This window comes from Microcoleus sp. FACHB-672 (assembly GCF_014695725.1).
Classification (GTDB): domain Bacteria; phylum Cyanobacteriota; class Cyanobacteriia; order Cyanobacteriales; family Oscillatoriaceae; genus FACHB-68.
In genome coordinates this window covers 17213-31054 of sequence record NZ_JACJOU010000026.1, presented here as the reverse complement: position 1 = coordinate 31054, position 13842 = coordinate 17213, and the positions used below count along the sequence as shown (strand labels likewise).

The 13842-nt window shown below is 46.7% G+C and carries 9 protein-coding genes; 6 read left to right on the top strand and 3 right to left on the bottom strand.

The genetic code is table 11. From position 1 onward, the window contains the following. Window positions 1–39 precede the first annotated feature (39 nt). Both H6F56_RS20280 and H6F56_RS20275 read left to right on the top strand, forming a co-directional pair. Window positions 40–474 (top strand): DUF4332 domain-containing protein, encoded by a 435-nt coding sequence (locus H6F56_RS20280; RefSeq protein ID WP_190671807.1) that lies wholly within the window; start codon window positions 40–42, stop codon window positions 472–474. Continuing rightward, window positions 471–614 carry a hypothetical protein gene (locus H6F56_RS20275; protein ID WP_206753419.1) on the top strand — a complete coding sequence of 48 codons (144 nt, stop codon included), beginning with the start codon at window positions 471–473 and terminating at the stop codon, window positions 612–614. The genes H6F56_RS20280 and H6F56_RS20275 overlap by 4 nt, the downstream gene beginning before the upstream one ends. Window positions 615–617: 3 nt before the next feature. Here H6F56_RS20275 and H6F56_RS20270 read toward each other — a convergent pair whose 3' ends face one another. Further along, the gene (locus H6F56_RS20270) at window positions 618–803 is read right to left on the bottom strand and encodes a hypothetical protein (RefSeq protein WP_190671800.1); all 186 of its coding nucleotides are present in this window, start codon (window positions 801–803) and stop codon (window positions 618–620) included. An 89-nt stretch (window positions 804–892) separates the two neighbouring features. Between H6F56_RS20270 and H6F56_RS20265 the strand changes: the two genes are divergently transcribed. Then, window positions 893–3460, top strand: coding sequence for a tetratricopeptide repeat protein (locus H6F56_RS20265; protein WP_199313108.1), 2568 nt, complete (start codon window positions 893–895; stop codon window positions 3458–3460). A 33-nt stretch (window positions 3461–3493) separates the two neighbouring features. Here H6F56_RS20265 and H6F56_RS20260 read toward each other — a convergent pair whose 3' ends face one another. Together H6F56_RS20260 and H6F56_RS20255 are read right to left on the bottom strand one after the other, a co-directional pair. Continuing rightward, on the bottom strand, window positions 3494–8011 hold the full coding sequence (locus H6F56_RS20260; protein ID WP_190671797.1) for a beta strand repeat-containing protein: 4518 nt from the start codon (window positions 8009–8011) through the stop codon (window positions 3494–3496). A 175-nt stretch (window positions 8012–8186) separates the two neighbouring features. After that, window positions 8187–8804, bottom strand: a complete 618-nt coding sequence (locus tag H6F56_RS20255; RefSeq protein WP_190671794.1) for a TetR/AcrR family transcriptional regulator — start codon at window positions 8802–8804, stop codon at window positions 8187–8189. Window positions 8805–8973: 169 nt separating this feature from the next. On the opposite strand from H6F56_RS20255, the gene H6F56_RS20250 reads away from it, so the two are divergent. The 3 genes from H6F56_RS20250 (at window position 8974) to H6F56_RS20240 (ending at window position 13798) form a co-directional block, all read left to right on the top strand. Then, window positions 8974–10557, top strand: a complete 1584-nt coding sequence (locus H6F56_RS20250) for a M16 family metallopeptidase (protein ID WP_190671791.1) — start codon at window positions 8974–8976, stop codon at window positions 10555–10557. 219 nt (window positions 10558–10776) lie between these two features. Continuing rightward, window positions 10777–12195 (top strand): M16 family metallopeptidase, encoded by a 1419-nt coding sequence (locus H6F56_RS20245; RefSeq protein ID WP_242032105.1) that lies wholly within the window; start codon window positions 10777–10779, stop codon window positions 12193–12195. A 688-nt stretch (window positions 12196–12883) separates the two neighbouring features. After that, a complete protein-coding gene (locus tag H6F56_RS20240; RefSeq protein ID WP_190671788.1) occupies window positions 12884–13798 on the top strand; it encodes a hypothetical protein in 915 nt (304 codons plus the stop codon). Window positions 13799–13842: the final 44 nt, after the last annotated feature.

The following is a 13842-nucleotide window of genomic DNA, read 5'->3' as shown; positions in this document are numbered from 1 at the left end:
GATTGTAGATTTTAGATAGGTCATTTAGTCAAAAATTTTATGAAAACTTCTAAGCAAACTCATCAAAGTGCGAGCCAAGGGCGGAATTGGCCCATTGATCAATTGCCGGGATTGAGCGCTCAAAATCAATCTCAACTTGAAGAATGCGGCATTACCACCACAGCACAACTGATTAAAAAAGCCGGCACTCCTGCAAGCCGGTTAGCGCTGGCAAATCAATTGCAAATTCACATTCAATATGTTAATAAATGGGTGGCGCTGGCAAATCTCGCTCGCATTCCTAGCGTTGGCTGCCGGTATTGCGGACTTTTGCTGCACGCCGGCATCGCTTCTGTGACGCAATTAGCGCAAACGCCGACTCACAGATTACATCAACAAATTCTGCGCCTGCAAGTGGCAACCCTGCAACGCCGCGATCTTTGTCCCTCTGTTGAAGAAGTGGCGCAGTGGATTCAACAGGCGAAATTACTGTGAGAATTGAGGGAAAGGGAAAAGGAACCCGGCATCTTGCCGGCGCTACAAATTTACAAAAAGATTGGGGGAGTGGGAGCATCTTGCTCCCTCAAATAACAGTTTGGAGGGATACCGGCACGCTGCCGGCACCCTTAGATTAAGCATTATTCATCTTTATTATTTTTATCCTTGTAAGTAACGATATCAACAATTGTCATTCCTACACCTACTGCAGTGCCTAAATCGGGATTAATGTAGCCGGCACCCACACCGATTGCACATTTAATTATCAGAATGGCACTAAAGATTTGGTGCGGGGAAAATTTGGGTTTGCGTTGTTGCGGGTTCATGGAATTCAACCTCTTTCTCGTTGTTGAATTTCACGATATTTTTGGGGTAGTGAGGCAAAGCAACTGCTCACTTGCCACTCTGAAAAGCTGTGTATAATCAGAGAAATCAGCAGTTTGGGGTAGATGAATGGTTTAGGGTATCCCCAAACTTTGTAGTGTTGCAAGTCCCCAATCCCCAATCTTTAATCCCCAATTATTCTATGGCGCGGCGTTCCTACGGTGAAGAAGTCAAAGCACGGGTGAAGCGTCTGTTTGAAGCCTTACTGGCTTACGCCAATAATGAATATGAGGATAAAATATCCATTCAGCATACCTGGCAGTGCGAGACGCAGGTTGTGATCCGGGGAAAGCGCAGATGTCTGGAAGAATTGACGCTAAAGGATAGTTACGAAGGCAAATTAACTGCCGCCCAAGTTCGGGAAGCAATCAACCGTTTAGAAGATTTCTTGGGAATTTTGGAAGATAACCGCAGCGCCACCCAAGGATCAGAAGAGTGGCATTTTACGCTGAAACTGTGGCACAAAGATAAAGCAGAGAATCTCAGGCAGTTTGATATTGAGTGGGAAGCCAAACGTCCTGAAAAATCCAAGAAAGCGGCTGCAAAATCGTCACCGCTTCCCACAAATCCGCCAACTGTTAATCTTTCTGCTGCCACTCCTCTCAACAATTTGGGGCAAAAAGGTATTGTTAACCCAGAGGAATTTATTGGGCGGGAAGAAGAATTAGACAAGATCCGCGAGTTGTTGCAGCAGGAAAGTCGAGTCGCGATCTCTGCAATTTCTGGCATGGGGGGAGTAGGGAAAACTGAACTCGCCCTGCAATATGCTCGCCGCCATCTTGATGATTATCCGGGTGGGGTTTATTGGTTCTCGGCAAAAGCCGGGGATGTGAGGGCGCAGTGGGTGGAATTTGCTATCGCTTATTTTCCTAATTTTGCGATACCCGATCAACTCGATACTTTGATTCGTAAAGTTGAGTATTGCTTCCAGCAATGTCTGCCGGGAAATGTGCTGGTGATTTTTGATGATGTTTCTAATTACAACGCAGTAAAAGATTGTGTTGATGTCATGCCACCCCGCTTTAAAGTGTTGCTCACCACGCGGGCGCAGTTGGGGGCAAAGGTGCAAACTTTGACGCTGGATGTACTTAGCCCAGATCAGGCGATGGCGTTATTAACCTTGCTGGTGGGAGATGAACGCATTCAACAGCAATTGGGGGAAGCAGAAAACTTGTGTGCGTGGCTGGGATATTTGCCCTTGGGGTTGGAATTGGTGGGGCGATATCTGCGGCGCAAGCCGGATTTATCTCTGGCGGAAATGCTGCGGCGTTTAGAAGAGAAGCGCTTGCAACAACCTGCCCTACAAAAGCCTAAATCGGAAGCCGATATGACAGCTTCTCTCGGCGTACAGGCTGCCATTGATTTAAGTTGGCAAGAATTGGATGAAGCGGCGAAGCAGTTGGCGTGTTTGTTGGGGGTGTTTGCCCCAGCTGCGATTCCCTGGTGGTTGGTAGAAAACTGTTTGCCAGATGCGGAGGCAGATGAGTTAGAAGAAACGCGAGATGAGAGTTTGGTGAATTTGCATTTATTGGAACGCACAAATGCGGGAATGTATCGGCTACATCCTTTGATTCGGGAATATTGCCTGTTTAAGCTAGAAGAATTCGATCAAGTTGAGTCGTGTCAGGGAATTTCTCAACGATTAAAACAAGCCTTTGTAACCGCATTGGCGGGTGTGGCAGAACGAATTCCTGAGCGAATTACCCGCGATGAGGTAGCCTTTTTCAGTCCTGCCATTCCCCATCTGGAAGCCGCTGCTTCCCACCTGTTTGACTATCTAGAGGATGAGGATTTAAGATGGCCGTTTATTGGTTTAGGCCAGTTTTATGAAGGTCAGGCATTGTATGAGCCGGCAGAATTTTGGAAAAAGCAGTGTGTAACAGTGATACAACATCGCTTGGGTTCCGAACATCCAGATGTAGCTATCGGCCTCAATAACTTAGCCGAACTTTACCGTGTACAAGGACGCTACAGCGAAGCCGAACCTTTATACCAGCAAGTCTTAGAAATCGACCGCCAAAGCTTGCCAGAAAACCATCCATCTTTAGCCATAGGTCTCAACAACTTAGCCATCCTTTACGAGTCACAACGACGCTACGCCGAAGCGGAACCTTTATACAAGCAAGCGCTGAAAATCGTTCGCCGCAGCTTGCCAGAAAACCATCCATCTTTAGCCACCCACCTCAACAACTTAGCCGAACTTTATCGCGAACAAGGACGCTATAGCGAAGCCGAACCTTTATACAAGCAAGCACTGGAAATCGTCCATCGCAGCTTGCCAGAAAACCATCCACAATTAGCCTCCCACCTCAACAACTTAGCCATCCTTTACCGCGAACAAGGACGCTACAGCGAAGCGGAACCTTTATACCAGCAAGTCTTGGAAATCGACCGCCAAAGCTTGCCAGAAAACCATCCATCTTTAGCCATAGGTCTCAACAACTTGGCCGACCTTTACCAGTCACAACGATGCTACGCCAAAGCCGAAACTTTATACAAAGAAGCCCTAGAGATTTTTGAGAGCCGATTACGATTAGAGCATCCGTATACTGTTACTGTCAGAGAAAATATTGAATTTTTAAAAAGCTTACAGGAGTAGGGTTCGTAAGTCACGCACCCCACTTGATACAAATTAAATTGAGATAAAATCACCGGCACTGATTGCAGTTGAGGCGATTCCTTGAATGGTTACTAATGACACATCCCCAACTTTCACCAAGGTATCATTCCCACTTGCAGAAAGAGTGAGTTGAGCAAACGTTAAACCGGCAGCTAAAGCAATTCTATCCTCACCTTGAATAAAATCAGCTATTATATCGCCACTCATATCTTGACCAAACTCAATAGCCGTCTCAAGATCGGCAATTGTAGCTGAGAAAACAAAATTATCATTTCCCGAACCGCCGGCTATCCAATCCTTCCCTAAATCACCCGATAACCAATCATTGCCGGTACTTCCATAGAGAGTATCATTATGTTTCCCTCCATAGAGAGAATCATTTCCATCTCCGCCATTCAGCGTATCAATTCCCTCATTAGCAACCAATAAATCATTCCCTGCGCCGCCACAAAGATCATCTTGTTCAGTGAGTGGGGATAAGTTGAGCAGATTGTTGTCATTCTTGCCAACTAAAGTATCATCTCCTTCATCCCCACACAACGTATCATTTCCGGTGTCACCGAATATGAGATCATTGCCGGCTTCTCCCATCAGCAGATCACTATTTGGAGCGCCAGGTATGTTACTAGCTTCGCCACGCAGGGTATCATTGCCTTCGCCGCCAAAAAGGCTATCATCCCCCTCGTAGCCATCGAGAAAATCATCCCCACTGCCGCCAAATAACCAATCTCGTCCTTCCGGATCATTGAATTCCGATGCCTCACCTCGGCCACGCAAGATATCATTTCCCATGTCACCGAACAGAGTATCATTGTCAAGATCACCCACGATCAAATCGTCATCTTTTCCCCCATGAATCCAGTCATTACCATTGCCACCGTCAACAATATCATTGCCTTCATTGCCATTGAGATAATCGTTACCATCTTGACCATAGATTAAATCCTGTTCAAGAATATCTCCGACAGAATCACTATTCCCTTTACCTCCAAAAATAAAATCGTTTCCTAAATTTCCATAGAGGGTATCATAACCGTCTTCACCCCATAACCAGTCGTTATCTTTACCTCCCCAGATCAGATCCTCACCGTTGCCGCCAAAAATGGTATCTTGACCTTCATTACCAAACAAAGAATCATTGCCAGCGTTCCCTTCAATCGAGTCACGATCAAGTTCATTTCCCACAGGAACATTACTTCCCAAACCGCCTTGTAGGCTATCGTTTCCGTCTCCACCAATTAAGTGATCGTTACCCGCTTCACCCAAAACAAAATCATTGCCACTGTCGCCGACAATGCTATCATTACTCGCGCTTCCCTGGAGTGTGTCACTCCCCACATCGCCACTTTGCGGTGCGGTAAAAATCGTCTCAGATGTATTACCGAGCGGTAGAGTAATCGGGTTAGGAATAGTGACTATGGGACAATTGCACTCTTGATCAATAGGTTGTGTAGCCATAGGTATTGGTGTAGATGCTAGAATTGGTATTATTGGTCTAGGCGTTGGAACCGGCGTTGGTGTAGGCGTTGGAATCGGGGTTGGTGTTGGAACCGGCGTTGGTGTTGGCGTTGGAATCGGTGTTGGTGTTGGAATCGGCGTATCGTCATTAGCAATCGTACCAGTCCCTAAATTCGTCGTGAATATGCCGTTGGTAGCATTAGAAAGATTGACAAAAAAGCTTTCTTCTGATTCATCTTCTGTATTACCCAAAATCGGCACAATAATCGTTTTTATTGTTTCTCCGGCAGCAAAGGTTAACGTTCCCGATGTGGTGGTATAGTCGCTGCCGGCAATTGCACTATCATCCGTCGTCGTATAGTTAAGGGTAATAACTTGACTAGAAGCGCTATTTAAAACCACGTTAAAAATAGCATTCGTTGTGCCGGCATCTCCTTCTGTCACCGTGACATTATTAATCGAAATTGCCGGAGTCGGATCGTCATCGGTAATATTACCAATGCCTTGATTATCTGCAATCGTGGCAATGGTAGCATTTGATAAATTTACAAAAAAGCGACGATCTAATTGATCACTCGTATTGCCATTAACAGGAACCGTAATTGTTTGGGTTGTTTCTCCAGCCGTAAAGGTTAACGTTCCGGTTGTTGCCGTATAATCTTCACCCGTAATTGCCGTATCATTCGCCGTCGCATAATCAACCATTACTGTTTGATTAATCGCGCTATTTAAGGTAACCGTAAACGTGGCATTCGTGGTGCCGGCATTTCCCTCAGCTACGGTGACATCATTAATAGTCAGGCTGGGAATAATCACAGCAACGCCACCGGAAAATTCCGAGGTATTATTATTCGGATCGGTTGCAGTTGCCGTGATAAACTGGCCGGCAGGAATGGCAGTGGTAAAACTTTGAGTAAAACTGGCATTGCCGGCAGCATCGGTTGTGACATTAACAAAGCCAAGAAATCGTTCCCCTTCGCCAAAGGTAGTAGTATCTAAGGCTGTATTGGCAAAAAACTCAACTCGAAATGCGGTATTCGCTGTGCTGTTGAGAGAGCCGGTAATGGTAATATTATTCCCATTAGAAACAGCCGAAGTAATCACCGGGAAATTCTGTAAGTTATTATTGCCGGTGTCGGCATCCCCCACATCATTTGCAGTGGTGCCGGCATCATTAATCGATGGACTATTCAGATCGATTCCTAACTGTCCATTGGAGAAAAACGTATTCCCTAAAATACCGTTATTGACACTCCCTCCAATGAAAACCCCATCATTGCCATTAAAAGCAATCACATTTCCTGCGCCGGCTGCTGTGCCGCCAATGAGGTTATTTCCCGCTAAAGAAGAAATGTGAATACCTCTGTTAGCATTCCCTAGCGCACTAATGCCATCTGCTTGAGTGCCAACATAATTTCCTAAAACTTGATTATCACGAGAATCTAAAGAAATCCCATTGCCTTTATTTCCAGAAATAAGATTGCGACTTTCAGGAGTCGTTCCTCCAATTGTGGTATTAATTGCATACTGCTCTACAGTAATACCATTGTCTTCATTACCAATCGTAACGGTGCCGGTGACATCCGTGCCAATATAATTGCCGGCAATTAATGTGTTAGGTGATGCCAAGGGTAGCTCAATTCCTGAAGCACCATTCCCTGAAATAATATTGCGAGAACCCGCAACAGTTCCGCCAATAATATTATTAGGTGCAGAAAATACGCTGACTCCATCACTGCCATTTCCTAAAGCAGCCGTGCCATTAATATCAACGCCAATGAAATTGCCAAGCAGTTGATTATTCGTGGCATTTGTCTGAAATCCAACGCCCCAACTATTATTACCTGAAATAATATTACGCTCAGCCGCAGTTACCCCACCAATAATATTATTGGCTGCACCTTGGACAATAAAAACTCCAACTTCACCATTACCAATCGCAGCAGTCCCGCTTGCATTTGTCCCAACTAAATTGCCAATAACGCGGTTGTTAGTGGCGCTGCTATTACCAATGAGAATTCCATCGGAGGTGTTACCGGCAACCAAGTTGTTTTGAATCACATTATCGGCAGTTTCAATTCTTACCCCCGATAATCCTCCATTTCCTAAAGCAGCATCACCCGTAACATTGGTGCCAATATAGTTGCCAATAATTTGAGTGCCGGTGCTGCCATCTCCCAAATAAATTCCACTTGAACCATTGCCAGAAATTAGATTCCGAGAAGCCGCCGGACTTCCGCCAATGATATTATTAGGTGCATTGGAGATCCCAATTCCGCTAAAAACATTTCGTAGCGCAATAGTGCCCGTAATATCCGTGCCAATATAATTGCCAAGGATTTGATTTCCCGTAGCAGTTACGCCGATTATTTGAATGCCAGAATCGTTTCCCGAAATAATGTTACGGGTTGCCGCCGTCGTTCCGCCAATAATATTATTAGAAGCATTAGAGATAACAATCCCACTGCCGGCATTCCCTAGATCAGCGGTTCCATTAGCATCCGTTCCAATTAAATTACCCTGAATTTGGTTATTGGTAGCCGTTGTCCCAAAAATACGAATTCCCACAGCAGAGGTATTGGTATTTCCAGAAATTAAGTTAGCTCGAATAATGTTATCGGGAGAATCTTGAATGAAAATTCCTGAACCACTATCTCCACCAGAAAGGGTGCCGGCAGCATCCGTTCCTAGGTAATTATTTTCAATAACATTGCCACCATTGCTACTGATTAAAATTGCAGCATTACTAAATCCGGCACGATTGATAATCAATCCCCGCACGGTACTGTTGCCGGCAGTGATTTGCAAGATACCATCATCTAATCCCGCTGCAGTCGTGCCATTAATTTCAATTAAAGGCGTGCCGGTATATCCCGGTTGCGTCGTTGCATCAATAACAACGGCATCTGTAATCGTTGGCAGTGCAGTTGCCGGCTGAATCGTTTGCACACCGGCACCGGCAATATTAAACGTAATCGTATCCGCGCCGGCTGTAATATTCGCATCTATAATCGCCTGTCTGAGGGAGCCGGCACCAGTATCATTAATATTTGTCACGCTAAAAGTAGCCATAATACCTCCGTAAATAGCTTGGGTTTTTTATTCAAATTTGGATCTATTTAAACAGAAGCAAGCTCAGCCGTCTAGACTTACGTCATCGCGGCATTTGCCTGACTCTACTTTGTGGCTTTTATAAATACCGCCAGAGAAAATTTAACCGGCACCCTAACCCCTAACCTTAGTGCCGCTATTCACCCTTATTTAAAACACCATTGAGGAAAATATCAGCCAAAACTTCTGCCATCTCTAACAAAGCTTGAGGAGAAGCATCTTCCTCTAGGAGCGTACTTTGACTAAATCCTGCAACGGCAAACATTCCCAGAAAAACTTGTGCGACAATCCGGGGATTACTCTGCCGGTAAACACCCCGATCCATTGCAGTTTGAAAAAACGCTTCTGCAACGTCCGTCATTTTACCAATCACTTCTGCTTGAATGCGCTCCCGTAAATCTGGATGAAACTGAGCCTCCAGAAAACACACCCGCATCATGTCCGCATTATCTCGCAGATGCAACATTCGCCGGCGCATCACCTGTCCTACGGCTTTATAACTGCCCATTTCGCTCAATTCCGTGAGCAAATCAGTAAGAATATCTACCCATCCCTGAGTGGCAACTTCTACCAAAATCGCTTTTTTATTAGAAAAATGGCGAAATAAGGTGCCTTCAGCCACCCCCGCGTCAGCAGCCAAATCGCGGGTTGTGGTGCCCTCGTAACCTTTATTAGCGAACAACCGCTGCGCTGATTGCAAGATGCGGGTGCGCGTTTGAGCTTCGGACGGAGGTTGCCGGTTAAACAAGCGCATAAAAATCTATTAATAGAGAGACTGAGTATCTGTAGCGTTATTCTCCTATGCTTAGCTCGTGAATAGCCAAAACTTTCATAGTTCGTTAAGCTTGAAGGCTATTTTTTAAATAAACCAGGCCATCTGAAATTCCTTATCCTAAGAATAGCAGCGTGTGAATTTGTATTCTATGAGTCCAATCGATCCATTTGAGTCGTCTCGCAACCGGCAACCCAAGAGTGGGTGGCAGCGCATTATAGCCATAATTGTGGCAATGGTGCTGCTGTGGTGGGGGATGCCACCGGCACCGGCTTTCGCTCGTACCCCGCAAACTAGCACACAGGCTCAATCGATCCAGCCTTATTTAGATCGCGTAATTGAGCGGGTGAATGAATTTACGCTCGATAACGGGATGAAATTTATTGTCCTAGAAAGACATCAAGCGCCGGTGGTTTCCTTTCTCACCTACGCTGATGTCGGCGGTGCCAATGAGCCAGAAGGGAAAACCGGCGTTGCACACTTTTTAGAGCATTTAGCCTTTAAAGGCACAACCCGCATCGGCACACAAAACTACCAAGCGGAAAAGCCACTGCTTGATACGCTCGATCAATTAGCGAAGCAGATTCGAGCCGCAAAAGCAGCCGGTAAAGAAGCCGAAGTCACAAAACTTCAGGCAGAATTTGAGAAAGTCGAGGCGCAAGCTAATAGCATTAGCAAGCAAAATGAACTTGGTCAAATTGTGGAACAAGCCGGTGGCGTCGGACTCAATGCCACAACTTCCACAGATGCTACACGCTACTTCTACAGTTTCCCGTCCAATAAGCTAGAACTGTGGATGTCGCTAGAGTCGGAGCGATTTCTCGACCCCGTCTTTCGGGAATTTTATAAAGAAAAGCAAGTCGTTATCGAAGAACGGCGTCTGCGTACCGACAACTCGCCCATCGGGCAGATGATCGAAGCATTTCTCGATAAAGCTTACCAAGTACATCCCTACAAACGCCCCGTCATCGGCTACCTGAAAGACCTCCAAAACCTGACGCGCGAGGATGTTCAGCAGTTTTATAACACTTACTACGTCCCCAGCAATATCACGATTGCTATTGTGGGGGATGTCGATTCAGCCGAAGTGCAACGGCTAGCACAGGTTTATTTTGGTCGCTACAAAGCAATGCCGGCACCTCCCGATGTTGAGCTTGTGGAACCTGCCCAAACCCAAACCCAGGAAGTAACCTTGCAACTGCAATCTCAACCTTGGTATTTGGAAGGCTACCATCGGCCTGCCATGAATCACCCGGATCATGTCATTTATGAAATGATCGGCTCCTTGCTAAGCGATGGGCGCACCTCTCGACTTTATAAGTCCCTGGTCGAAGAAAAGCAGTTAGCGTTAAACGCGCAAGGTTTCAGTGGGTTTCCCGGTGAGAAGTACCCCAACTTAATGTTGTTTTACGCCCTAACCGCCCCAAATCACACAGTAGACGAAGTCGCAGCCGCATTGAGCGAAGAAATCGAGCGACTGAAAACCGAGCCGGTGTCTGCTGAAGACCTGGATCGCGTCAAAACTCAAGCCCGTGCTAGCGTGTTGCGATCACTCGATTCCAACGAAGGCATGGCTGAATTGCTGTTGGAATATGAGGCTAAAACCGGCTCGTGGCGCAACCTATTCAAAGAACTGGAAGCCATTGCCGCCATCACGCCGGCAGATATTCAGCGAGTCGCCCAAACCACCTTCCGGCCTGAAAACCGCACCGTTGGGCGTTTGCTGCCGAAATAGGATTTTAAGTGCTGAGTGCTGAGTGGGTGAGTGGAGAGTGGGAGAGGGGGAGAGTAGGAGAGTGGGAGAATTAACAATCAATGCCCCATGCCCCATTCCCCATTCCCAATGCCCCATTCCCCAAATAATCAGGAAACAGGAGAAATATTAAGTATGCAAGGCTTTGGGTTGATGAAGCGCAAAAAGGCTAGTAGATGGGCGTGGCTGCTTGTGGTGGCGATGCTGTTCGTGATGGTGTTTCGCTTGCCGGCAACGGCGCAGGCAGCCAAACATTACACAGAATTGCAGTTTCCGCCACTGCCAGAAATTCAGGTGCCAGATTATACGCGCTACGAGCTGAACAATGGCATGACTGTATTCTTAATGGAGGATCGCGAACTACCTCTAGTCAGCGGTACAGCGCTATTTCGCACCGGCGATCGCTTTGAGCCGGCAGAAAAAGTTGGTCTGGCGGAAGTGATGGGCCAAGTAATGCGGATCGGCGGCACGACACAGCATACACCCGATGAGCTAAACCGGCTGTTAGAGCAACGGGCGGCTTCTGTGGAAACTGGAGTAGATAGCAGTACAGCCAGTGCCAGCTTTAGCGCCTTAAGTGAAGATTTGAATGAAGTGTTTGGGCTATTCGCGGAGGTGATCCGCCAGCCGGTGTTCGCCCCCGACAAGTTGGATTTGGCGAAAAAACAACGCCAGGGCGGAATTGCAAGGCGCAACGACGATCCCGATGAAATTGCCGGTCGTGAATTCCAAAAACTAATTTACGGGCAAACCAGCCCTTACGCTCGCACCAGCGAGTATGCCACCATCAATAAAATTACCCGCGACGATCTCGTTCAGTTTCACCGCCAATATTTCCATCCCAACAATATGATTTTGGGTATTGTCGGTGATTTTGACACCAAGCAAATGCAAGCGCTGGTCGAAAAACAGTTTGGCAATTGGCCGGCTAATCCACAACTGCAAGTGCCGGCGCTGCCGCCGGTGTCTCAGGCAAATAAAGGTGGCGTCTTTTTGGTGGATCAACCCCAACTGACTCAGAGTTATGTGCAGATGGGCCACTTAGGGGGGCAGCTCAACAGTCCCGACTATGCCGCCTTAAGTGTGCTCAACGATGTTCTCAATGGCTTTGGTGGCCGGCTGTTTAACCAAATTCGTTCCCGTCAAGGTTTGGCTTATACGGTTTATGGCTTTTGGAGTCCCCGTTATGATTACCCCGGCGTGTTTGTCGCTGCCGGTCAAACTCGCTCTGATGCCACAGTGCCATTCATTAAGGCAATTATGGGCGAACTTGAGCGCATCCGCACTGAGCCGGTGACTCCCGCAGAACTGGCTTATGCCAAGGAATCGACCCTCAATTCCTTTATTTTCAATTTTGCCGATCCTGTGCAGACTCTATCGCGCCTGATGCGATACGAGTATTATGGCTACCCAGAAGATTTTATCTTCCAATACCGGCGGGCTGTTGAAGCCACAACCATTGCAGATGTGCAGCGGGTTGCTCAAACTTACCTGAAGCCTGAAAACCTCGTGACTTTGGTGGTGGGAAATGCCGAGGCGATTCAACCGTCTCTGACAAGTTTAGGGAATGGGACGAAGGTGACAGGGATTGATATTACGATTCCCGAACCACAGAGTTAGCTGTCGGTTTACCTGTCTAAGCCGGCAACTGAGGCATTAAAGAATTTAATTTTTTCTTGGCTATCATCCAGATAACTGGAAAAGTTGCCGGTTTCAGAAATTAGTTTTTTTCTAGGGGTTGAGCAAAAAGCTCAACCTTTTTTGTTTCTACTAGAACTCGCTTTCTACTGCAAAATTATCTTGATTCCCAGTTAAATTCATCTGGGTAGGGGCGTCAGCGAAACTTGCACTCGTCCCGACAGTCTGAGCGCCGGCAACTCGTACTTGCGATCAATCCTCAGCCTGCGCTCACCCTCATTTGTTAACCGTTTATTTTGCTAATTAAAAGCTAATCCCTAACTTTATATTAAATTCTGTCCTTATGCAAGAACTTAAAGCCCGTGTAAAGTGCTGAAACTTAATTATGTGTTAGCGCTTTACCGATTGCTAGCAATTTGCATTGCTCTAAATAATTGTTTCTCCCCCTCTCCCCCTCTGCCTCTCTCCTTCTCTCTCCCTCCTTTATTTTTTTAGTGTCCTAACTACTTGAGTTGTGGCAGATTATTGGTTCAAAATAGCAGTAAGCTATTGTGATTTAGCAAACAGGCAGAAATCTACCTTGGGATAGATTAAGCCTAAAGGCTATACCAATTAGATGTAAAACAGCGCAACATCGAATTGAGCCATCAATCAGAAAAGAGGAGTGACCGTGAAACAAATAATTAATAGGCGTGTGTCTTCCATCGTAACTTTCACCGCCTTAAGCGTCATGTTTGGCAGCTTGCCAGCTGCGGCAGAAAGGAGTGGCGCGGCGGTACTGTCTGTTAAAGCGCCGGTTGCAGAAGAATCCCTGCAAGAGCCGGCAGCAAGCCGATGGGAGCAAGTATCTGAGTCCTTAAAGAACAAGCAAGCGCGAACTCAAAAGAGCGCAATTGAGCCAAAAGCAGAAGTTGAGGAAAGCTTAACAGTCTTAACAGACACCGCCCCAGCGCCTGTGTCTGAGGCTGACTCGTTCACCGGCAACGTTACTGTGCCGGCATCCACAATCCCGACTCACCGGATCTCAACTGAACCCGTGTTGGATCGTTCGTACTCAACTGCTGCGGCTGATTTAAACCCAGCGCCGGTGAATACACAACGGGCCGGTTTCACTGAAAAGGCCCCCGATGCCATTGCCCAGATTGAAACACGGACAAGAATTCCCGGAAACAACTTCATCGGGATTGGCGGTAACATTGGCGACAACGAAGACATCCTGGACTTAGTCGTTCTCAGCAAAATCAGACTGTTTGACTTGCCATTTCGAGAGCAAGCGTTTAGCGTATCTGCGCGTCCCTCAGTTGCATTTAGCAATGGCATCTTAGACCTTCGCGTGCCGGCTACCGTCGAGTTCAAGCAGCCAACCCTTGATACCGGAGAACCGGCAGATAGGTTAGGCTTTTTTGGTGGCGCAGGCGTTGCCCTTTCCATTGACAGTGAGGAAGACACTGAATTTGATTTCATGCTCACTGGCGGTGCGGATTACCTGTTTACCGAAGACTTAACTTTAACCGGAATGGTGAACTTCCTATTTCTGGATGACGTTGATATAGAGGGTCAGTTCGGGGTAGGTTTTAACTTCTAAGGGACTAGAAACGAGGGGCTAGGGAAGAGGGGAAAACATAGAAA